Below are 22,583 nucleotides of genomic sequence, written 5' to 3' on the forward strand. Positions count from 1 at the left end.
GCAGCCAGTCGGCACTTCACCCTGTAGCCGCTTGTGCCCCTATGGTGACGGTTCCGACCGTCCGGTACTACGCCCGCGAGCTCCGGCGACGACTGGCGCATTACGCCGAAAAGCGACGGCACGGCTTTCGCAACCACGGTTCGCTCGAGTGCGCCGCCGATCGGATCCTCGCGGCGCGGGCCGAACGCGGGCTCGAGTCAGGCGGCCACTTTCACGGCGTCTGGCCGCGAGACCTCTGTTTCGCCGCGAGGGGACTGTCGACAGCAGGGTACGACGACGTCGTCGGTGACACCGGGGGCTGGCTCGTCGACCAGCTCTCGGACGTCTTCTTCACCGACTTTCACGGGGAGTACAACGCCGCGACGCCCGCTGAGGGGGTCGACACCTTCCCGGCGCTCGTGATCCTCCTGGCCGAGGCGGGACGACTCCGCGAGCACGCCGATGCCGTCGCCGACCTCGCTGCTCGTCATCGAGAGCGGTTCGTCGACGACGAGACCGGGATCGTCGCCGGTTCGGGGAGCTCCTGGTGGGACTCGGCCACAGCCCCTCGAGAGGCGTACAACACCGCGATGTTGCTCGCGGCGGTCGAACGGCTCGAGGCTCGGGGCGTCGAGACGACGTTCACGGGCCAGGCCGACCGAATTCGGCGCGGACTGGACGGGCTGTGGAACGGCGAGTACTTCGACGAGCACCGCGGCTCTTCGGTGCTCGCCTGTGACGCGAACGTCGTTCCGCTCTACTTCGGGCTCGTCGACGAGGATCGCGCCCGATCGATCGCGAGCGCGCTCGAGCGTCTCGAAACACCGAACGGACTCCGTCTTCGCGAACGGCCGTTCACACCCAGCGAGGTTCGTCCCTTCTTCGTGTTCCATCGGGACTACCACTACCACGTCTGGCCCTGGAACAGCTTCGTGTACGCCAACGGCCTCGAGCGCTACGGACTCGACGAACGAGCCCGGCGGGAGGTCGCCCGAATCGAGCGCGTCATGGCGCCGTACGGCAACTTCCTCGAGGTGCTCACGCTCGCGGGTGAACCCTACATGAAACGGGGGTACGCCAGTGCGGAGGATTTCACCGTCGCCGCGGCGCTGTGGGTAGAGTACACCGGAAGCCAGCGATGAGGGTCGTGATCGTGCGGGAGAGCGTCGTCGCTCGACGGTCGTATTGCCACCCGAGAGAGTCACTGCAGATCACCAAAACCCTCATTCCTCTGTCAGCTGTACGGTAGCAAAGAGCACGCCACCGTCCACAGGGTGGCGACGAGTGGACAATGAGTGAAACACCCCAGCGCCAGCGCGAACCGATCGATCCGGAGTTCGACCATCAGCGGACGGAGGGCGTCGACGAGGGGGCGCTCGAGGAGTTGCTCGAACCGTACGCGATCGGACGGGACGACCACGAGAACGCACCCGCCTTCGTCATCCGACCGGACGAGATTCAGGAGACGCTCAGGCTTCTGCGGGACGAGGCGGGGTTCGATCACCTCTCGTGTATCACGCCCCAGGAGTACGAGGATCGCTACGAGTCGAACATCCACCTGACCAAGTACGACCAGCGGACCCACGAGGTGACTCTCGTCGTCCCGCTCCCGAAGGACGACCCGCGGTGCGAGACGGCCGAGCCGGTGTTCCGGACGGCCGACTGGCACGAGCGCGAGGCGTTCGACCTCGTCGGGATCGAGTACGAGGGCCACCCTGACCCGCGCCGAATCCTCCTGCCGGAGTCGTGGCAGGGCCATCCGCTCTCGATGGGCTACGACCAGGACAAGCCCCAGGTCATCAGGTTCGCCGAGCACGCGAACCCGCTGCAACCCGACCAGGAGGTCCCCGAGTCGGACACGATGCTCATCAACATCGGCCCGCATCACCCGGCGACCCACGGCGTCCTCCACCTCAAGACGATCCTGGACGGGGAGACGGTCGCCGACGTCGACCCCGACGTCGGCTACCTCCACCGCTGCGAGGAACAGATGTGCGAACAGGGAACCTACCGGTACCAGATCATCCCCTACTCGAACCGGTGGGACTACACCGCAAACCTCCCGAACGAGTGGGCCGTCGCTCGCGCGGTCGAAGACCTCGCGGACATCGAGGTACCCGAGTACGCTCAGGTCCTGCGGACGATGGCCACCGAGTTCGGCCGGATGCTGGGTCACTTCCTCGCGCTTGGCACGTTCGCACTCGACGTCTACGGCGATTTCACGGCGATCTTCCAGTACGCCTTCCGCGACCGCGAGGTCGTCCAGGACATCCTCGAGGACCTCACGGGACAGCGGATGATGTTCTACTTCTTCCGACTGGGCGGCGTCGCCTGGGACCTGCCCGAACCCCGTGAGGAGTTCATCGAGAAGTGTCGGGACTTCCTCGACGAACTGCCGGCCAAGATCGACGAGTACCACGCCCTGATCACGGGCAACGAGATTTTCCAGATTCGGACCATCGACACCGGCATCCTCGAGCCGGAAGTCGCGAAGTCCTACGGCTGTACGGGACCGGTCGCCCGCGGCTCGGGAATCGACTACGACCTCCGGCGGGACGACCCCTACGGCTACTATCCGAACCTCGACTGGAACGTCGTCACGGAGGACAGCTGTGACAACCACGCCCGGGTCCTCGTTCGAATGCGCGAGGTCGAGGAGTCCGCGAAGATCATCGAGCAGTGTCTCGACCTCCTCGAGGAGTGGCCCGAGGACGAGCGAACCGTCCAGAGCAACGTTCCTCGCACGCTGAAACCCGATCCCGACACCGAAACCTACCGCGCCGTCGAGTCCGCGAAGGGCGAACTGGGAATCTACGTCCGCTCGGACGGGACGAACAAACCCGCCCGGTTCAAGATCCGCAGCCCGTGCTTCCACAATCTCTCCGCGCTGCCGGAGATGGCCGAAGGCGAGTACGTCGCCGACCTGATCGCCTCGCTGGGGAGCCTCGACATCGTCCTCGGGAGCGTCGATCGGTGAGTCGGGACTCGAGTGGCCGATTTCCGTCTCAGCGGTCGTCGTCCGTCCCGTCCAGGTATTTGCGAGAGTGATCGCGGACGGCGGCGATGGGATACGCTGCCCCACGGTTCGAGATCCGATATGCCTCGAGCGAGTGCTATCGACCGGTGAACGGGTTCGCCGTCTCGCAGGTTTCCGCAACAGATTCCGATATCCAACCGGTTCCGTCACAGCTCTCTGCAATATCTTCCGGTACCTCCGACGGCATCGACAAGCGTTAAGTACGGCGATCCGAAGGAACCGAACGGATGTCGTTCGATCGATCGAAGCTCGACGTCACGGCCGTTTACTCTCGCTGGACGACTCTCGAGCACGACTGGCAAAGCGTCGTCGTCGGCGCTGTAGTCGTCGCAGTGGCCGGAGCGGTGCGGATCCCCTGGTGACGAGATGGCACCCACCCGGTTCCTTCCAGGGCTCGCCGTCCTCTGTCTCGGCGCCGTTTTCGCCCGGGCTATCGAACTGACCGTCGGCTTCAATCACCTGCTCGTCGCCATCGCGCTCGGATTCGTTCTGGCGAACGGCGTCGGCGTTCCGGACCGCCTCGAGCCGGGACTCGCGACCCACAAGCTCTGGCTGGGCGCCGGGATCGTCCTCATGGGCGCGTCGTTGACGCTCGAGACGGTGCTCGAGGTCGGCGGACTCGTCTTGCTCGTCGTCGTCTGCGTGACCAGCTTCACGATCCTCGTCGTCGAACTGCTCGCGCGCAACGTCTTCGGCCTCGCCGATCGGCTCGGCTCGCTGCTCGCCGCCGGCGCGGGCATCTGCGGCGTGTCGGCGGTCGTTGCTGTCGCCGGCGCGATCCGCGCCCGGGAGGACCACATCGCCTACGCGGCGGCGACGGTGCTGCTGTTCGACGCGATCACCATCGTCGTCTACCCGGTGGTCGGCGACCTGTTGAACCTCTCCGGGATCGTCTTCGGAGTCTGGGCCGGCGTCAGCATGTTCTCGACGGGACCGGTCGTCGCGGTCGGCTTCGCTCACTCGGAGGTCGCCGGTCAGTGGGCGACGATGACGAAACTCTCGCGCAACGCCCTGATCGGGGCCGTCGTCCTCGCGTACGCGAGTTACTACGCCCGGTCGGGTGGCGGCGGACGCCCCTCCGTCCGGACGCTCTGGGACGAGTTCCCGAAGTTCGTACTCGGTTTTCTCGCGCTCATGCTCCTCGCGAGTGCGGGCGTCTTCTCGGCGAGCCAGCTGGCGTCGATCGAGAACGCCTACAGCTGGCTGTTCGTGCTCGCGTTTGTCGGTCTCGGAACGGAGATACGGCTCGCCGAACTCCGGAGCACCGGCCTGATGCCCGCGGTCGTCGTGCTGGTGTCACTGCTCGTCGCCAGCGCGCTCTCGCTTGCACTGCTCACGCTGCTGCTGTGACCGCCATCCCGACTGTCGAAGGTGGCGGCAATACTCGCTATCCCTGGTGTACGGCCATCAGTTCCACCGAAACCGAGACACTCGGTTTCGGCCGTCTAATATGTTCACTGCGCACACGGGCTGCAGGCCGAGAGCCCCACACCGCGGACGCGTCAATTCCGGGTTTCACACCAGTCGCGTGTGAGATCCGGCTGAAATGATCTGTTCTGTAGGGGTGCGTGGGTACCTCACTCACGCTTTCGAGAGCTTTGCTGGTTTCGGGTTGAGATCCAAAGAATTGCAGGCTAACGAGGGAATACAAGCCTCTAGTGGGTATGCGGGAGTAGTAATGAATCGGGGTTACTCGCGTCGTTCTGTACTGACCGCACTCGGTGCCGGCTCTGCGGTCGCGCTCTCGGGGTGTCTCTCCGGATCGGACTCCGATTCCGGATCCGGCTCGCGGATACGCATCTCTGGGGGCGTCGGCCCCTTGCCGATGGTACAGGTCTGGGCCGATATATACAGCTCCGAACGCGACGTCAACATCGACGTTTCCGGCGGCGGCACCGGCGTCGGCGTCTCCGACGTAATGAACGATCAGGTCGACATCGCCATGATGGGACGCGACCCCGACGACGCCGAGATCGAACGGGGGTTGGTCGCCACCGCGATGCTCATCGACACCGTCGTCGGCACGGTCAACGTCGACAACCCGGTATTCGGCGACCTCTGGGAGAACGGTCTCACTCAGGACGAACTCGCTGCCATCTTCTCCAAGGAGATCACGAACTGGGGCGAGGTCGTCGAGAGCGACGTCGACGAGCCGATCTACGTCTACGGGCGCTCGGACTCCTCGGCCGCCTACCAGCAGTGGGGCGAGTTCCTCGGCGGCTACACCGAGAACGAACTCGAGGACATGGCCGACGGCAACTTCGACGGCGACCAGCAGGTCGCCCAGGCGATCGACAACGACTCTCACGGCATCTCACTGAACAACATCAACTACGTCTACGACTTCAACACGGGAGACCTCGAGATGGACATCCGCCCCGTCCCGCTCGATCGCGACGGCAGCGGGACGCTCTCGCCGGAAGAGGAGTTCTACGACACCCGCGACGAGTTCCTCACCGCCGTCGAGGAGGATCGCTACCCCTCCCCGCCGGCGCGGGACATGTACCTGGCCGCCAACGGGGAGTTCGATCAGGACGCCGCCGACTTCGTCGAGTGGGTGTTAACCGAGGGCCAGCAGTACGTCCGCGACAACGGCTACGCCCCGATCGACGACGAGAAGCTCGAGGAACAGCGCGAGATCCTCGCGGAGGCGTCGTAGATGGGCACGACCGAAACGAACCGTTCCGACGGCTCGAGCCGACTCGATCGGCGGCTCCTGCTCGAGCGCCTGAGCAGTTACTGGCTCGTCGGCGCCGGCTTCTTCGCCGTCGCGCTGTTCGGGCTCATCGTCCTGACGCTCGTCCAGCAGTCGATCCCGATCGTCTCCGAGTACTCGCTGTTCCAGATGATGACCTCCTCGAACTGGGATCCCGCGTCGGACGAGTTCGGCTTCCTGCCGGCGATCGTCGGAACGATCTACGTCACCGTCCTCTCGATGGCGATGGGGACGCCGCTGGCGATCCTCGCGGCGATCTACATCGCCGAGTACGCGGAGGGACGAACGAAGCTCATCGTCTCGTCGTTCATCGACGTGCTCGCGGCGATTCCGAGCGTAATCTTCGGGCTCGTCGGCCTGATCGTCGTCGTCCCGTTCGTCGGCGACTACCTCGCGCCGGCCGTCGGCGCCCACAGCATCGGGCTGGGGATCGTGACGGTCAGCCTCGTGATGGCGATCATCGTCACGCCGTTCATGATCTCGCTGTCCGTCGAGTCGCTCGAGGCGCTCCCCGACGAACTGCGCGAGTCCTCGCTCGGCGTCGGCGCGACGAAGTGGGAGACCATCCGGACGGTCCTCCTGCGAGCTGCGGGGCCGGGCATCTTCTCCGCGATTTTGCTCGGCTTCGGCCGCGTCTTCGGCGCGACGATCGTTCCCGCGATGCTCATCGGCGGCCAGACGGCGATCCCCGAGAGCCCGTTCGACGCGGGCGAGACGCTGCCGACGCTGATCGTCAACGACTTCGGCGAGCTAATGTCGATCCCGCTGACGCAGTCGGCGCTGATCCTCGTCGGACTGACGTTGCTCGTCGTCGTCTGGATCTTTAATTTCGGGGCGATGCTCGTCCGTCGCCGGCTGCAACGGAGGTGGCAGTACTGATGGATCGATACACCGAGCAGCGACTGTTCGGCCTGCTGGCCCGCGCGAGCGCCGCGCTCATCCTCGCGGTGCTGGTGATGGTCGTCGGCGTCACCCTCTGGCGCGGCGGGCGCGTCTTCATCACCGACCCCGCCGTCGCGGTGACGCCGCCGGGTTCGCGCTACATGTTAGACGGCGGCGGCGGCTTTCTCCACGCTGTGCTGGGAAGCATCTTCATCGTCGTTCCCGCGACGGTGGTCGCCTCGATCCTGGCGATCTCGACAGCGATCTTCCTCCAGAGCGACTACTCGAGCGAGCGCACGTCGGACGTGATCAACATGTTCCTGAACGTGCTCTGGGGGACCCCGCCGATCGTCTACGGGGTGTTCGTGCTGACGATTATCATCGCCGCCGGCGCCCAGACGAGCCTGATCTTCGGGACGATCGCGATCGCGATCTTCCAGTACCCGATCATGACCCGGTACGCCGACGAGGCGTTGCGGGCCGCCCCGGACACGGTGAAGGAGGCGTCCTACGGCCTCGGCGCGACGCGGTTCGAGACCGCCCGGATGACCGTCCGTGCGGCCCTGCCGGGCGTTATCGCCGGGATCATCATGGGATTCGCCCGCGGAATCGGCGACGCCGCCACCGTCCTCTTTACGGCCGGCCGGAGCACGCAGATGCCCGGCGGCCCGTTCGATCCGGCGACGACGCTCCCGATCCTCATCTTCGAGCAGGCGGCGTCGTTCAACGCCGAAGTCCGCTCGCACGCCTACGCGGCGTCGTTCGTCCTGATCATCACCGTGCTCGCGCTGATACTCGTATCGAAGCTCCTCGCGGGGAAATTCGCCCGCTTCGCACCAGGAGGGAGACACTCATGAGCAACGAAACTGCAATCCGAACCGAAGACCTCGAGGTAACGTACACCGGAAACAGGGAAGTGACCGCGCTCGACGGCGTCAGCACCGAGTTCGCGGAGAACAAGCTGACGGCCATCATCGGGCCCTCGGGCTGTGGCAAGTCGACGATGCTGAAGTCGCTGAACCGCCTCCACGAGATCCAGCCCAACGCCGAGATCAGCGGCGAGGTGTACCTCGGCGACGAGGGGATCTACGACACCGACGAGCCCCTGCCCGAGATCCGTCGCCGGGTCGGCTACGTCCCCCAGACACCGACGGCGCTGCCGCTGTCGATCTACAACAACGTCGCCTACGGCGCGAAGATCCACGGCAACTATTCGAACTCGGAGCTGGACGACCTCGTGGAGAGCTACCTCCGGAAGGTGAACCTCTGGGACGAGGTGAAAGACCGGCTGGACGACCCCGGCGCCGAGCTCTCGACCGGACAGATCCAGCGGCTCTGTCTCGCCCGCTCGCTGGCCGTCGAGCCCGAGGTCCTGCTCTGCGACGAAGTGACGTCGGCGCTGGACCCCATCTCGGCCGAGCAGGTCGAGGAGACCCTCGAGGACCTCAAAGAGGAGTACACGATTATCATGGTCACCCATAGCATGGACCAGGCCAAGCGGCTCGCGGACGACGTCGTCTTCCTCTACCTCGGGGAGCTCGTGGAGACGAACGACACGCGGTCATTCTTCGAGAACCCGCAGAACGAACGCACCCAGGAGTTCGTCAAGGGTCACACCGCGGTCGACTACGACGACGAACCCGACGAGGAGTCGGTGACGGACGAACAGCCCGTCGCCACTCGTTAGCCGGTCGGTTCGGTCTCTGAACGACGCTCGTTCTCGGATCGTCGTACCGCATCCCACTCGAGTTCGTACTCCTCGGCGACGTCCGCGGCGATCGACTCGAAGCGATCGAACGCCATCGGCGGCGGGTGCGCATACCGCGCGTCGATCTCCTCGGGCAGATCCGCGTGGTAGCGAACCTGCGTCTCGACGTCGTACGGGAATTCGTCGGTGTCGACACCGACGAAACCGTACTCGTCGCGGGCGTTCGAGAGGACGTCTCGCCACTCCCGAACGGAGGCCAGCCCGGCTGACTCCATTCCGTGGGAGAACAGCGTCGTCCGGATCTCGTCGTACGGATCGCTCTCCTCGAGGTACGACTCGAGGAACTCGACGTCGGATCTGGTGTTGAACGCCGTCCAGTACGGCACGGAGCCGGTTCGGATGGTCCACCACGGTTCGATCAGCGCGAACGACTGGACGAGCAGTCGGTCGACCGACCGATCCCGGTCCGCGTACCGCTCTCGGTATCGGTCGGCGACGAACGGGCTCAGGTCCCGGGGGTCGTCGAACGCGAGCCGTCGGACCTCGTAGTCGCGTTCGTTCGCGACGCGCTCGATATCGTCGCGAAGTGCCGGATCGAATCCCCACTCTGCCTCGGGAATCCTCCCGTCCGGCTCCGGGACGTCCCACTCGTGCTGGCCGGCGTTCTGTCGCTCGAGGAACCGGGCGACCTGCTCGCTCCCCTCGTAGTACTCTTCCGGCGAGAGCCCGCCACACCCCCCGAGCTGGAAGCTGTGGCGCTCGCCGACGTCGATCGCCGGCCAGTCGTACTCGCACTCGAGCGAGATGACCGTGCCGCCGGGTTCGAGAACGGTGTCCAGAAACTCCTCGTAGGCCTCGCCCAGCGTTCGGGATTTGACCCGGAAGTAGGCCAGTTTCCGGACCATCAGCCGGTCCTGGTTCGGATCGTGCATCTGGTGGAGCGAGACGTCCGGGTTGGCCTCGAGGAACGGCGGCGCGTGCTCGGCCCCCCACTGGATATCCTCGCGGATCGCGTCGGCGTCCATCGAGCGCTGGATCGGGAGGAGGAACGTCTGGGGAAGAAACGGAATCCCAAGGAGGGCGGCAAGGTGGACCGCCGCACCGTTGCTCGAGCCGATTATCACGGCGGGGTAGCCGCGCTCGGGGTACTGGTCGACGACCCACTGGCGGAATCGTTCGACGTCGACGTCGCCGAGGTCGTCGGGGTCGATCCCCTCGTTCGCGCCGCCCTGGGTGTAGATCGTGGTTCGGGCCTCTTGCGGCAGGGCGTTCACCCGCTTCGCGAGCGGCTCCAGTTTCGGATGGATCATCCCCAATCTCGGGAACGCCTCGCCGCGCAGGTAGCTGGCGGCGGCCCGAACGAACACCGTCGTCGAGTCGAAGTTCGGCAGCCCGTACGGCGTCGATCCCTCGCCGGCGAACAGTCTCGAGAGTCTCATCGCCCGTCCACCCCGGGTCGGCGACGCGACGGCGGGGTTCGGGCTCGAGTCGACACCAACGGTCCAGCATCGTTTGTCATCTATCGTTCGACGAACTACCACGGTTCGCTGGATAATAGTGCGGCCGGCAGTGGACACGCCGTCCGCACCTGCCGGCTACTCGGTCGAGTGACACGACGATCCACAGCGCGGCCACGCTGGGTGTGCAACCGGTGACGTCCGTACGGCACCTGCACGGCCGTCGATGACTGCAAAGATGTTGCCAGATGACTATCTAACGCTCGCTTTCGTACGTCAATCGGAGTGGTACCAATGGCAGTTAGAGATCCAATCGACCAACGGGAATACGAACCGCTCGCCCGAGACGTTCACGGCGAGGTACTCCAGCCCGGAGACGACGACTACGACGAGGCCCGATCGATCTGGAACGGGATGATCGATCGGAAACCGGCCGCCGTCGTCCGTCCCACCGGTGCAGCCGACGTGATGACTGCGGTCGACTTCGCCCGCGAACACGGCCTCCCGCTCGCCGTCAAAGGCGGTGGTCACAACGTCGCCGGCAACGCGGTCTGCGACGACGGCCTCGTGATCGACCTGTGCTCGATGTCGTCGGTGCGAGTCGATCCCGACGCCCAAACTGCCCGCGTCGGGCCCGGTGCGACGATGGCCGACCTCGACCACGAGTCGCAGGCATTTGGGCTCGCCACGCCGGCCGGTTTCAACTCGACGACGGGTATCGCCGGGCTCACGCTCGGGGGCGGCTTCGGCTGGCTCTCGCGAAAGTACGGAATGACAGTAGACAATCTCCGCTCGGTGGACGTCGTCACTGCCGACGGCGAGTTGGTACGGGCCAGCGAGGACGAGAACCCCGATCTGTTCTGGGGCGTCCGGGGCGGCGGCGGCAACTTCGGCGTCGTCACCTCCTTCGAGTTCGACCTCCACGAGGTCGGCCCGGAGATCCTGGCCGGGCTGATCCTCTATCCGGCGGAGGACGCACGCGCCGTGGTTCGCCACTGGCGGGATTTCGTGGCCGACATCCCCGACGAACTCACGGTCTGGATCGTCGTTTTGACGGCGCCGCCGTTTCCGTTCGTTCCCGACGCGTACCACGGGAGCCCGGTCGTCGCGGTCGCCCCCTTCTACGCCGGCGAGTTGGCGGACGGGATGGCCCTGATCGAACCCCTGCGGACGTTCGGCGACCCCGTCGCGGACAACGTGGAGCCGCGCCCGTACGCAGCGTGGCAGCAGTTCTTCGATCCGGCGTACGCGCCGGGCGCACGGAACTACTGGAAATCGCTCAACTTCACCGAGTTCACCGACGAGACGATCGACGCGTCTCTGGAGTACGCTCTGGCCCGACCGTCACCCGAGACGAAGTTCGCGATGGTCCACCTGGGTGGGGCTCCCTCCCGTGTCCCGACGGACGCGACCGCGTACCCCCACCGCGACGCGGAGTTCGTCGTGAACATCGTCGCGCGCTGGAACGACCCGGAACAGGACGACGACTGTATCGAATGGGCCCGGAACAGCCACGACGCCCTGACCGAGTACTCGACCGACGGAACGTACGTGAACTTCATCAGCGAGCGAACGGGTGAGGAGCGGTTCGCCTACCGCGAGAACTACGACCGACTCGTCGAGCTAAAACGGAAGTACGATCCGGAGAACCGCTTCCGGCTGAATCAGAACGTGAAGCCGGCGGAGTGAATCGAGGACGGACGGAACCGTTTCCGTCCTCGGCACGGCGGTCTCAGTGCTCGACACGGCGCTTTGTGAGACGCGCGTATCGGATACCGACCGGTGGCGAGCGGTTTCGATGGAACCGACGCCACGGATAGCCTCGAGACAGCGTCCACCTCTCTCGATAACGGTGTTGAGAGTACACCGGCTCGCCGAGAGAATCGACCATCACGAAAGCCCCTGGGCCGCTCGAGTCGGGGAGCTCGCTGCGCTCGCATGCTTGCGTCGCCGCCGTCCCCGAGCGGCCCAGCCCCTTTCGTGGTGGTCTCACCGGAAAGCTGATCTCTCACAGTAGTCGCTGAACGCGGCCCCCGATGCACAGAACATACTTTACGCCGAACGCGAAACACGAACCTATGTCAGACGGAGAGTTCGAGGGCTACGGCGGCCGTCACGTGCCGGAACCGCTACGAGAACCGCTCGAGCAACTCGCGAGCGCCTACGACGAGGTCGCGTCGACCGACGAGTTCCAGGCGGCGTTTCGCGACCACCTCGAGAGCTTCGCCGGCCGGCCGACGCCGATCTACCACGCCCGCAACCTGAGCGAGCGCTACGGGGCCGAGATCTACCTCAAGCGCGAGGATCTGCTCCACGGCGGCGCTCACAAGATCAACAACTGTCTCGGCCAGGCGCTGCTCGCGAAGCGGGCCGGACGGGACCGGCTGATCGCCGAGACCGGGGCCGGCCAGCACGGGACGGCGACCGCGATGGTCGGCGCGCTGCTGGGCCTCGAGACGGAGATCTACATGGGCGAAAAGGACGTCGAGCGCCAGGAGATGAACGTCTTCCGGATGCGGTTGATGGGCGCCGAGGTCAACGAGGTCGAGCGCGGGAACGCCGGTCTGGCCGACGCCGTCGACGCCGCACTCGAGGACTTCGCCGAGAACGTCGAGGACACCCACTACCTCGTGGGCAGCGTCGTCGGTCCCGATCCGTTCCCCCGAATGGTCCGGGACTTCCAGTCGGTCATCGGCGAGGAAGCCCGCGAGCAGTTCCAGGAGCGGACGGGCGGACTCCCGGACGCCGCGGTCGCCTGCGTCGGCGGCGGGTCGAACGCGATCGGGCTCTTCCACGCCTTCCGCGACGATGACGTGGAGTTCTACGGTGCCGAGGGCGGCGGCGAGGGGTCGGACTCGAGTCGCCACGCGGCCCCGCTCGCGAAGGGGAAAGACGAGGTCATCCACGGCATGAAGACCCGCGTCATCGACGACGAGGTCGACGTCCACTCCGTTTCGGCGGGGCTCGACTACCCCGGCGTCGGTCCCGAGCACGCCATGTTCCGGGCCGTCGGCCGCTGCGAGTACACCGGCGTCACCGACGACGAGGCGCTCGCCGCGTTCCGGGAGCTAAGCGAGACGGAGGGAATCATTCCGGCACTCGAGTCCAGCCACGCGATCGCTCGAGCGATCGAACTCGCCGAGGCAGGCGACCACGAGACGATCCTCGTGAACCTCTCCGGTCGCGGTGACAAGGATATGGAGACCGCGGCGGCGAAGTTCGACCTCTGAGCGGTCTGGAACCTCTCGGTTGCGGACACGCTGGGCCTTACAGAATCGAGGGGCCGATGGTGGCGGCGGCGAAGCCGAGTGCGACGATCGCGAGCACCGCATCGCCCGCGGTTCCGAAGCCGCTAACCGTCTCTTTCGTCGTCGCGACCAGGGCGATCATGCACGCGCCCATCGCGAGCAACACGAGCGTCGCGTACACGAGATAGATCGACAAAAACCATATTTCGGTACAGTTTTCTTATCATACTAAACGCTTGAGGGCGGATGATCGGTGATCGAACGATTATAATGCGTTCGTTTGTTATAGACTTCCATGCGGATGGAACTGCGGGTGTGTAAGCACTGTTACAACGGCGACCACGGGAATCCCCAAAAAACGGCGGTCACGGAGGACATGGTCGCCTGCGCAAAGCGAATCCGTGAGTACAAAGACCTCATCGGCATCGACTCGCTGTACATCTCGATGGTCGAGGAGGGCGACCGCGGCGGCGCCGAGGCGCTGACCGTCTACGTCGCGAACATCGAGGACAATCAGATCCAGATGAACGACACGCAACTGGTGATGGAGGACGGCGACGGCAACACTCTCGTCTACCCCGAACCGGACGACATCCTCGAGGTGCTCACGCGAAACATCGACCAGATTTCGGAACAGACGCGACAGGACGTCACCGTCGAACTCTCGCCGGATAGCGCGGAGATCCTCTCCTGACGGTCCCGGCGCTTCGGTCCCGATCAGGAGCCGGTCCGAACACCATCGGTGAGCGCGAAACCGCACCCACCGGAGGCCGGCCGAACGTATCCGGATTCCGGGGCGAAAGGGCGACCGTGAACACACGTCTCGAATTCGTCCGGAATGATCTGGTTTCGGAAGTGGTATCTCCCGTTCATGCCGGAAAACATCTTTTATAATCGCCACAAATACGTACTCTGTGAACGTCGGGGCTTTCATCTGCTCGTGCGCCGGGACGTGCGATATCGACCTCGAGGAAGCGCGGGAAGGGATCGACGACGTCGAGGTCGCGGCCAGTTCCCGGCTCCTCTGCCAGGACGGACTCGACGGACTGGAACACGTCGTCGAGGAGTACGACCTGCAACAGCTCGTCGTCACCTGTCCGGAAGCGAGCGCCCAGGAGAAGATCACGGAGGCGGCGACGGAACTCGGGCTCCATCCCGACGCCGTCGCGTTCGTCGACCAGCGCGAGAGCGCCGGCTGGGTGCACGACGAACCGCAGGCGACCGCGAAGACCGCGCGGCTGGTCAACGCACGCAACGCCGGCCTCGAGGAGGAAGCGATCCACCAGTCGCTCAGCCACGAGACGGGCGACGCCGTCGCCGTCGTCGGCGACCCCGAGACGGCGGCCGGACTCGCCGAGAGCGCGGACGTAACGCTGATCGCCGACGGGAACGACTTCGCCGACACCGAGTACGATCTGGACGACGTGACGATCGAACGCGGTCGCGTCGTCGCGGTCGACGGGAGTTTCGGCGAGTTCGAACTCACGCTCCGGAGCCGCGTCACCGAGGACTGCATCTCCTGTATGAAGTGCGTTCACGAGGGGCCGCCGGGGAAGGTCACTCGACACCCGGTCGACATCGACCCCGACGTCGAGGACGAGTCGCTGCCGGAACTCTGTCCGACCGACGCCATCGACCTCGAGGGTGTCGAGCGAACGCTCGAGGCCGACCAGGTCGTCTATCCGGACGCGACCGACTCGGCTCGCGGCGGCCGGATCGGCTTCTACACCGCGCCGCTGACCGCCTCGAAGATCGCGGCGATCGAGCGACAACTGGGCGGAATCACGAAACCGGAGTTTCTCGACCTCGAGATGGACGTCTGTGCCGCCGGCGACTCGAGCCAGGCGGGCTGTAACGAGTGCGTCGAGGCCTGTCCACACGGCGCCGTCGAGCGCTCGCGGATCGACGAGGTCGAGTTCCACACCGAACTCTGCCAGAACTGCGGCGCCTGTACGAGTTCCTGCCCGACGGGCGCGACCATGCTCCGGGAGCCGAGCAACGAGCGCATCGCTCGCGAGGTCGAGGCGCTGCTCACCCCAGACGAGGTCGAGCGGAGCTGGATTCCGGGTCGATCCGGGTCTGGCATCGACGAGGCCGTCGTCGCCTTCGTCTGTTCGGAGAGCGCCGAAGACGCCCTCCAGGAGTACGGCCGTCTCGCCGCGGCCGGCAGGGCCGAGGTCGACTACCCGCCGATTCTGCCGGTCCGGGTCAACTGCACCGACACCGTCGGCGAAGCCCACGTCATGCACGCGCTGGCCGCCAGCGCGGACGGCGTCGCCATCGTCGGCTGCGGCGGGAGCTGTCTGCACTCCGGCCCGGACCCGAAGGCCGAACTCGTCGACCGACTGAATCGGGCCACCACGGATCTCGACCTCGGCCAGCGCGTCGAGTTCTTTGCGCCCTCGCCCGACGCCCCCGACGAGTTCGTCGACTCCGTCTCGACGTTCGTCGACGGCCTCGAGGACTCCCCCGTCCCCGCGGGCGAGCACGAGGCGACCGGCGGCATCGACGATCCGGACCGCGAGAACCCCGCTTTCGACAGTCACGGCTGGACGCTCGAGAGCGTCCGCACGATCCTCGAGCACGTCGAGCCCGAACGGGAGGTGATCCGCGGACTGAAGGACTTCGGCCAGGTCGAGGTGGACGACGCCTGTACGCTGACGCCGACGTGTTCGAACCTCTGTCCCACGGACGCGCTCCGCCGGACGAAGACCGGCCTCGAGTTCAACCACGAACGCTGCGTGAGCTGTGATCTCTGCGAGGAGGGCTGTATCGAAGACGCGATCACCGTTCACGACGGGCTCGACCTCTCGCTGCTCCCCGAAAACCGCCCCGACGAGGACGACCCCGCGTGGACGACCGTGTTCGAGGGGTCGATGCTCGAGTGTCGAAGCTGCGGGAAGGAGTTCACGAGCGAGCGCTCCGCGGAGCGAATCAAGGGCGAGGTCGGCGACCTCGTCGCCGGGATGGCGCCCCACGCCGACGGCAGCATCTTCGACTACTGTTCGGACTGTCGATCGAAGTTACTGTACCGCCGGAGCGGCGAGTGATCGCGCGGGGGCGGGGAACCGGCTCCGTCAGGCGTCAGGGGCGATCGTCCGGCCGCTGCGTATCCTCGTCGAGGAACGCGCGAGCGAACAGCTCCACGTGGAGTTTCAACACGCGCCCGGGCTCGAGGCCCGTCTCCGCGCCCTGGGCCTCGAGAAAGGCCGCGAGGCCGTCGCTCGGCTCGTAGTACACCGTCGTCTCCTCCTCTCCGAGTTCGAACTCGACGTCGACGGCGCCCGAGACGAGGTGTTCGATCTCGAGCAGCGCCTGCTCGACTTTCGCCTCGACCGCGGCCGACTCGGTCATGACGCGTGACTCGCCCCACCGCGCGGCGGCCTCGAGGAACCGATCGCTCAGTTCGACGGTCAGTGCGTCCGATTCGTCGCCCGCGTCCGGTCGTTCGTCGGACATGATTCGTACTCACCCGGTGGGAGTTCCGGCGACCGAGACGTCCGGCGGCCGCCGATCGTCGTTTCGCCGTGATCGTCGCGTTCGAACTTCCATTTCGATCCTGTAATCGGTGCGGACGGTATTAACGCTCCGACGGATCGAGCCGGACTCTCGCTCGAGCTGTCAGGACTCGAGCTCCCAGTCGGCCTTCTCGGCGGCGGTCTCGAGCGGGACGAACTCCCAGCCGGCGGACTCGGCGATCCACTCGTCCCCCTCGACGCCGACGACGACCATTCGTTCGGCGTAGAACATCGACGTGCGGTCGATCTCGCGCAGTCGCTCGGCTGGATTCGTCCCGCTGCCGGTGAAGAAGTCGGCGTCGACGGCGTGGGTTCGCTGGAACTTCGTGATCGCGTGGGTCTCGACGTCGCCGACGATCCCGATCCAGTCGGCCCAGGTGGAGGCGTCCGCAAAGGCGGCCGCGGGGGCCGCCAGCCGCCGGACCGCACGGTAGGTGAAGGCCATGGTCATGTCGTCGACGCCGCCGCCGTGCGGGCCCTCGGCGGCCGATCCCGCCGGTCGCGGTTCGGCGGTCGCCTCCCCGGATTCGGCCGTCGGCTCCTCCGACTCGCTCGAGTCGCCGGCGCCCGCGCCGCCGCTCTGCGTCGGAATGCCGACGGGTCGGTCCCTGTTCGCCCGCGGGACGTGCGGTGCGGGCTGCGACGACGGGTCGGTGTCGGCGTCGGTTTCGACGTCGTCGGACGCGGCCGGCTCGTCCGACTCCGCGCCCGCCGTCTCCGAATCCGTCGAATCCCGCTCCGACCGCTCGACCGCAGGACCGGTGGTCCGCGGCGGCTCCGGTTCGTCCTCGGGGGTGCCCTCGCCGCGCCAGAGCCAGTCGCCGGGGTTCGCGTCCTCGGTCTCCTCGTCGTCCTCCCCTACGTCGAGTTCGTCGAGGTCGATTCGGTCAGTCATCGTCGGATACGTCGTGTGTAGCCGGATCGAGTTCGAGGTTCTCGAGCCCGTGGCGTTCGATCGTCTCCCGGGTCGGGCGACCCTGTTCGTCCCAGCCGCGTCGCTCGTAGTAGCATTCGAGGGTCCGTTCGAACGACTCCGGGGTGATCACCGCACCCTCGTTCGGGCCGCCCTCGAGCGGTTCCGTCAACCGTTGTGGAAGCGCGTCGTCCTCGCGCGTAAAGCCCTCGCGGACGTTGAACAGCCGGATCAGCGTCCAGATGCGCGCGCCGGTCCGCCGGAGCTCCTCGGGTTCGTACTCGCGACCGATCGCCGCGAGCCAGTCCGCGCCGAGCGTCGCCGACAGCGCCTCGCCGAAGAAGTCGTCGGCGATGAGGCTCCAGAGCACCGCCCGGCGGTCCTGTTCGGCGATCACCGCCTCCACGCGGTCGGCGTGACTCCAGTCGGTCCCCTCGAGCGCCTCCACCTCGACGGGGCGGGCACGCCGGTGGCAGGCGCCGCGGTCGCTCGTCGCGTACGCGAGCGCCATCGCCGACGCACCCCGGGGATCGTACGACGGGAGCGCCATGCCCTTCACCGACGGAATCAGGTCGTCGCCGCCGTACTCGGCGGCCGCCGCGTCGGTCCCATCGGCGAGCGTGTCACCGAGCGGGCTCGAGCGCGTCGCGATCTCCTCGATAAGCCGGCGGGCGTCGTCCTCGTCGCCGAAGGAGAGGTCGCGCTCGATCAGGCCGGTTTCGCTCGCGCGAATCGCCCAGGCAACGGCGTTGCCGCCGGAGATCACGTCCAGCGCCAGCCGGTCGCAGATCGAGCCGAGCGTGGCGACGGCGTCGAAGTCGTCGATACCCAGCCCCGCGCCGAGCGAGATCGGCGTCGAGCCCCGAGGCACGCTCTCGCCGTCGTCGCTCTCGACCTGAAATCCTCCGGGGACGGGATCGTCGGCGCGTTCGCGGTCGTGGGCGGCGTCGCGAACCGCCTCGATGCCGATCCCGTCGGCCCCCTCGAACGTCCCCTCCTGCCAGCCGTGCGTCGGGAGGACGCCGACCTCGTTCGCGAAGTCCAGCGTCTCGACGGTCTCGCTGGCGGCGTGCCAGCGTCCGGTGTCGTCGGTGGCGAACGCCGCCTCGTACGTCTCCCGGAGTTCGCGCAGGTCCTCGTCGAACTCCGGCGGGTCGTCGTGGGCGACGAGCGCCTTCAGTCGCTTGGCACCCATCACCGCGCCCGCGCCGCCCCGACCGGCGTGGTGGTCGCCGCCGTCCGAGGCGATCGTGGCGTACGAGACGCCGTTCTCGCCGGCGGGGCCGATACACGCGACCGCGGGACCGGGGACCTGCTCGTCGGTCTCCCGGGCGTCGAGCCCCCACCACTCCTCGGCGGATTCGATCGAGACCTCGCCGTCGGCGACCGAGAGCGCGACGGGGCGATCGGCGCGGCCCGAGACGAGGATCCCGGCGTGGTTGCCGAGCGATCCCGCGAGCCGTCCGGCCATCGATCCCCCCGCGTAGGAGTCCAGGAACGCCCCCGTCAACGGGGACTTCGTGACGACGACGTACCGCTGCTCTCCGGGGAGGTAGCCCGTCAGCGGACCGGTGAGAAAGCAAAGAAGGTTCTCGTCGCCGAGCGGGTCGGTGCCGGCGTCCAGTTCCTCGTACAGGTAGCGTGCACCGAGACCCTTGCCCCCGACGAACTTCCGGCGCCACGCGTCCGGCACCGGTTCACTCCGCACGGACTCGTCCGCGAGATCGACGCGAACGACGGTTTCGCCCCTTGCCATGTCGTTCCGTGTGGGTACACAACGATTCACAAGTAAAAGTTTCTCGCACGCCGTTTACGGCTCGTGTTCGCCGCCGTCGGACTCGTCCTCAGACGACGTCGACGACGGGATCGTCGTCGATCAGGCGAGTAAGGACGATACGCGAAACGTCTCGCCGGTCGCGGATCGCCGCCGCGATATCGCGGGCCGTCTCCTCGAGGTCGGGCGTATCCACCATGTTGAGCAGCGGAATCACGGTCGCGCCGTCGGGAACGTCCTTGCAGCCGCCTCGCTCGCTCGTCAGGACGGTCGCGACGTCGTCGACCGAGATCCGATCCCCGGGCTCGAGATCGGTGAGCGCCGCGACCCGCTCGGGGCGGTGGACGTATTCCTCGTCCAGCCGTTTTCCGACGATCTTCGCGCTCGCGATCGGGACGACGGTGTCGGTCGCGGCCGGCAGTTGCGGCTCGTCCTCGTCGGGGGCCTTGAACCAGCGCGTCCGCGCGCCGTCGGCCTTGACGACGACCGAGACGTCGGCTTCTGCATCCGCTTCGAGGTCGCGTACGAACCCGTCGACTGTCTCGGGGTCGTAGCCGAGGTAGCGGTCCGAACCCTCGCGGCCCGCGACGACGCCGATCGGCCACGTCTCGGTCGATCGGACCGCCTCGAGCGGGCGATCCGTCACCGTCACGTCGGTAACGTGTTCCTCGAAGGGCGGGATCCGGACGGTCGCCGTCACGACCCCGCGCTCGAGGCGGTCGGCGAGCGCGTAGAGCGTCGATTTCTTGCCGCCGGCTCCGACGACGCAGGTCAGGTTACCGTCCGCGTTCAGCGCCTCGACGAGGTCCATTGCGGAATCTATCCGAATAGAACGGGTGAGTTCACTTGTAACTACGTATCCCGGACGCGCCGAACGGCGCGGCTCTGGGCACCGCTCGCCGGTGCGTTACGGAAGAGTTCGATGCGTTCTCGGTTCGGACTGTGAGCGATGCAGCGAGTTTCGCGTCGACGATCCGCCACGACCTGCTCCAGTCCGAACTGCTACCGACGATGCCGCCGTTCTCAGAGATCTCGAGTCCGGATCGTTCCCTCGATCGTCACGATCTCTCCGTCGATATCGTAGTCGACTTCGCGCCAGTCGTCGAGATCGTTCCCCTCTTCGGTGTACGCTTCGATGTCGCGTTCGATAACAGCGTTCTCGTCGATGAACACGGCGATTATCGTGATATCGGCCTCGTCCTCGCTGATGTCGATGGAGAGTCCTCTGGCGACCTGGTCCTCGAACCGTCCGGTTTCGACGTCGGTTTCCTCGAATCGCGAGTGGCTGCCGGCGAAAGTCAGGTGTCCGAGGGAGAGTTCGTCGGAGAGACGCTCGAAGTCCTGGTTGCGGTCGGCGTACCGCTCCGCGTCACCCTCGGCCGCGTCGACCACCAGTTGGGCCGTCTCGACGGGATCCTCGCGGCCGCGAACGGTGACGACGGTCTCGTCGGAGACCGCGTGTGCAGTCGCCTCGTTCGGTCCCTCGTAGAGCTGGTACCCCTCGTATGATCGGCCGGCGCTGAACTCGTCGTTCTCGAGACTCGAGCCGACGCGCTCCGCATCGAAGTCGCCGACGATAACGTCGTACCCCCTCGTTTGTATGTGTCTGGTAACCTCGTCTGGATGCGGATTCGCGAAGTCGACGTCGACGAAATCCTCCTGGTAACCCTCCCAGTCGCTCTCACCCATGTATTCGGCGACCTCCTCGACCTCGGCCGGCGACGTCGTAGTGACCTCGTAGTGCTCGGTATCGAGTAGCTCGGGCGCCACGAGCCAGTCTCCGACGTCGTCGAAATCGCTCCCGCCGACGACCGGCAGTGATCCGGTACAGCCGGCGAGCCCTGTCGTGCCCATCGCTGCAAGTACCCCGCTTGCTTTCAAAATATCCCTTCGTTCCATACTCGTTCCGGACATTTGGTTCTGTTGATAAAATCGTTTCTATACTATCCAACAGGTACTCGATCTGGAGCTAATTTCCCGTTAGAACGGGATTTGGAGGCTTTTCCTCGAACCGGGAACTAATTCCTATTAGTAACTCTATTAGATATGTTTGTCGTACTGGTTGAATTTACGGTAGTCGTCTTTCGCGACCCTGCCACCCGTCTTGCAAATGACCGGCTGCTCGAAGCCCGTTCTCGTGTCACGACTGCCAGCGATCGCATCGAGAGTAGCTATAGCATCCCACGTTCGTCCTGCAGGGTCCGGTACTGCTCGAGGTACCGCGAGGCGATCGCATCGCGGTCGTAGTCGGCGAAACCCTCCTCGAGAGTTCGGTGTTCGAGATCGCCCGCTGCGCGGATCGCGTCGGTGAGTTCCTCCTCGCTGGTCGTCCGAAAGCCTCTCTCCCACCCCTCGACGAGTTCGTGGGCGCTCGAGTTCGCGTGGTACTCGACGATCCCGACGCAGCCACACGCGAGGCCACGCAGTAGCTCCGTCGGGAAGACGCAGCGCTCGGCCGTCTGGGCGAAGACGTGTGCGCCACGGTAGGCCGCGATCCGGTCCTCGAGCGACAGGTCACCGGCGAACGTGATCCGGTCGTCGATCCGGAGATCGCTCGCGAGTCGCTCGTAAGCGTCGCGCTCGGGACCGTCGCCGACGACGGTCGCCCGCCAGCCGCGTCGTCGGAGCTCCGCGAGCGCCAGCAACAGGCTCTCGAGATTGGCACCCTCGTCGAGTCGCCGGGCGTAGATCACGTCGACGCGGTCGTCGGGTGGGACGGCTTCGATCCGTTCGAGATCGATCGGATTTGGCACGGCGTCGACGACGCTGCCGTCGGCGCCTCGCTCGCGGACCCACGTTCCTACGAGCTCCGAGGGCGTGACGATCCGGTCGGGGCGGCCCGTCGCCAGTTGCGTCCATCGGTCGTCGGCGATCCCGTCGTCTCCGTACCACTCGACGACGAACGGAGCACGGGCAAACGACGCGGCCACGCTGGCCGCGAGAACCTGTCCCGGCGGTCGTGCGCTCGCGTGGATCACGTCGGGTTGCGCCCTCGCAAGAACGAACGGCAACCGGAGAAGAAAGGAACGGCGCGCCTCGAGCCCGGTCGAGACGCCGTGATACGTGATCCCGTCGCGGTCGAGTGTCGCCCGCTCTCCGGGCCAGAACTGGGTGCAGAACACGTGAACGTCGTGCCCTCGCGACTCGAGGAGGTCGACGACGGTTCGGAAGCGTCGATTCGTCTCGGTGTCACGATGGTGAGCCGTTTCGGCCGAGACGAACGCGACGCGCATATGCCGTCAGAATGTCGTGGGAGACTAAAAAGTCACTTCTTTTGTCCAGTTCCTGGTCGGAACTGGGTCGCCTGGACGCGGCGCGCTCGAGGCGGAGTCCGCCGACCGGTTCGAGGAG

Annotated in this window: 20 protein-coding genes; 12 read left to right on the forward strand and 8 right to left on the reverse strand. The window is 66.1% G+C overall.

The window, feature by feature from the left end:
* The first annotated feature begins 41 nt into the window (after nt 1-41).
* The 8 genes from CV102_RS12930 (at nt 42) to CV102_RS12960 (ending at nt 8,301) form a co-directional block, all read left to right on the forward strand.
* Entirely contained in the window at nt 42-1,121 is a 1,080-nt protein-coding gene (locus CV102_RS12930) for a hypothetical protein (protein ID WP_148858431.1), read from the forward strand.
* 149 nt (nt 1,122-1,270) lie between these two features.
* Nucleotides 1,271-2,956, forward strand: coding sequence for an NADH-quinone oxidoreductase subunit D (locus CV102_RS12935; RefSeq protein ID WP_148858432.1), 1,686 nt, complete (start codon nt 1,271-1,273; stop codon nt 2,954-2,956).
* Nucleotides 2,957-3,243: 287 nt separating this feature from the next.
* Entirely contained in the window at nt 3,244-3,378 is a 135-nt protein-coding gene (locus CV102_RS27005; RefSeq protein WP_267903121.1) for a hypothetical protein, read from the forward strand.
* A 4-nt stretch (nt 3,379-3,382) separates the two neighbouring features.
* The gene (locus CV102_RS12940; RefSeq protein ID WP_148858433.1) at nt 3,383-4,366 is read left to right on the forward strand and encodes a YeiH family protein; all 984 of its coding nucleotides are present in this window, start codon (nt 3,383-3,385) and stop codon (nt 4,364-4,366) included.
* Nucleotides 4,367-4,694: 328 nt separating this feature from the next.
* A complete protein-coding gene (locus tag CV102_RS12945; protein WP_148858434.1) occupies nt 4,695-5,675 on the forward strand; it encodes a PstS family phosphate ABC transporter substrate-binding protein in 981 nt (326 codons plus the stop codon).
* Nucleotides 5,676-6,611, forward strand: coding sequence for a phosphate ABC transporter permease subunit PstC (gene pstC, locus CV102_RS12950; RefSeq protein WP_148858435.1), 936 nt, complete (start codon nt 5,676-5,678; stop codon nt 6,609-6,611). It begins immediately after the preceding gene.
* On the forward strand, nt 6,611-7,471 hold the full coding sequence (locus CV102_RS12955) for a PstA family ABC transporter permease (RefSeq protein WP_148858436.1): 861 nt from the start codon (nt 6,611-6,613) through the stop codon (nt 7,469-7,471). Before pstC ends, CV102_RS12955 begins: the two co-directional genes overlap by 1 nt.
* Nucleotides 7,468-8,301, forward strand: coding sequence for a phosphate ABC transporter ATP-binding protein (locus CV102_RS12960; RefSeq protein WP_148858437.1), 834 nt, complete (start codon nt 7,468-7,470; stop codon nt 8,299-8,301). Before CV102_RS12955 ends, CV102_RS12960 begins: the two co-directional genes overlap by 4 nt.
* Here CV102_RS12960 and CV102_RS12965 read toward each other — a convergent pair.
* Entirely contained in the window at nt 8,298-9,761 is a 1,464-nt protein-coding gene (locus CV102_RS12965) for a hypothetical protein (RefSeq protein ID WP_148858438.1), read from the reverse strand. The two genes, CV102_RS12960 and CV102_RS12965, sit on opposite strands and share 4 nt — an antisense overlap.
* Nucleotides 9,762-10,073: 312 nt before the next feature.
* Here CV102_RS12965 and CV102_RS12970 point away from each other — a divergent pair, with 312 nt between their 5' ends.
* Together CV102_RS12970 and trpB are read left to right on the forward strand one after the other, a co-directional pair.
* The gene (locus CV102_RS12970) at nt 10,074-11,468 is read left to right on the forward strand and encodes an FAD-binding oxidoreductase (protein WP_148858439.1); all 1,395 of its coding nucleotides are present in this window, start codon (nt 10,074-10,076) and stop codon (nt 11,466-11,468) included.
* 389 nt (nt 11,469-11,857) lie between these two features.
* Complete coding sequence (trpB, locus tag CV102_RS12975; protein WP_148858440.1) at nt 11,858-13,009, forward strand: tryptophan synthase subunit beta; 1,152 nt, start codon at nt 11,858-11,860, stop codon at nt 13,007-13,009.
* A gap of 37 nt (nt 13,010-13,046) precedes the next feature.
* Here trpB and CV102_RS25980 read toward each other — a convergent pair whose 3' ends face one another.
* Nucleotides 13,047-13,223, reverse strand: coding sequence for a hypothetical protein (locus CV102_RS25980; protein ID WP_187432970.1), 177 nt, complete (start codon nt 13,221-13,223; stop codon nt 13,047-13,049).
* Nucleotides 13,224-13,322: 99 nt separating this feature from the next.
* On the opposite strand from CV102_RS25980, the gene CV102_RS12980 reads away from it, so the two are divergent.
* Both CV102_RS12980 and CV102_RS12985 read left to right on the forward strand, forming a co-directional pair.
* Nucleotides 13,323-13,721: a hypothetical protein gene (locus CV102_RS12980; RefSeq protein ID WP_148858441.1), complete on the forward strand. Its 399-nt coding sequence runs from the start codon at nt 13,323-13,325 to the stop codon at nt 13,719-13,721.
* A 220-nt stretch (nt 13,722-13,941) separates the two neighbouring features.
* On the forward strand, nt 13,942-16,077 hold the full coding sequence (locus CV102_RS12985) for a hydrogenase iron-sulfur subunit (RefSeq protein ID WP_148858442.1): 2,136 nt from the start codon (nt 13,942-13,944) through the stop codon (nt 16,075-16,077).
* A 34-nt stretch (nt 16,078-16,111) separates the two neighbouring features.
* Here CV102_RS12985 and CV102_RS12990 read toward each other — a convergent pair whose 3' ends face one another.
* The 6 genes from CV102_RS12990 to CV102_RS13015 form a co-directional block, all read right to left on the reverse strand.
* Nucleotides 16,112-16,486, reverse strand: a complete 375-nt coding sequence (locus CV102_RS12990; protein ID WP_148858443.1) for a hypothetical protein — start codon at nt 16,484-16,486, stop codon at nt 16,112-16,114.
* 162 nt (nt 16,487-16,648) lie between these two features.
* Complete coding sequence (locus CV102_RS12995) at nt 16,649-17,440, reverse strand: DUF7124 domain-containing protein (RefSeq protein ID WP_148858444.1); 792 nt, start codon at nt 17,438-17,440, stop codon at nt 16,649-16,651.
* A complete protein-coding gene (locus CV102_RS13000; RefSeq protein WP_148858445.1) occupies nt 17,433-19,214 on the reverse strand; it encodes an aldehyde ferredoxin oxidoreductase family protein in 1,782 nt (593 codons plus the stop codon). Before CV102_RS13000 ends, CV102_RS12995 begins: the two co-directional genes overlap by 8 nt.
* 88 nt (nt 19,215-19,302) lie before the next feature.
* Nucleotides 19,303-20,043, reverse strand: a complete 741-nt coding sequence (yqeC, locus tag CV102_RS13005; RefSeq protein ID WP_148858446.1) for a selenium cofactor biosynthesis protein YqeC — start codon at nt 20,041-20,043, stop codon at nt 19,303-19,305.
* A 212-nt stretch (nt 20,044-20,255) separates the two neighbouring features.
* Complete coding sequence (locus tag CV102_RS13010; RefSeq protein WP_148858447.1) at nt 20,256-21,131, reverse strand: twin-arginine translocation signal domain-containing protein; 876 nt, start codon at nt 21,129-21,131, stop codon at nt 20,256-20,258.
* 272 nt (nt 21,132-21,403) lie between these two features.
* Nucleotides 21,404-22,465, reverse strand: a complete 1,062-nt coding sequence (locus CV102_RS13015) for a glycosyltransferase family 4 protein (RefSeq protein WP_148858448.1) — start codon at nt 22,463-22,465, stop codon at nt 21,404-21,406.
* Nucleotides 22,466-22,583 lie beyond the last annotated feature (118 nt).

This window comes from Natronococcus pandeyae (assembly GCF_008122205.1).
Lineage (GTDB): Archaea > Halobacteriota > Halobacteria > Halobacteriales > Natrialbaceae > Natronococcus > Natronococcus pandeyae.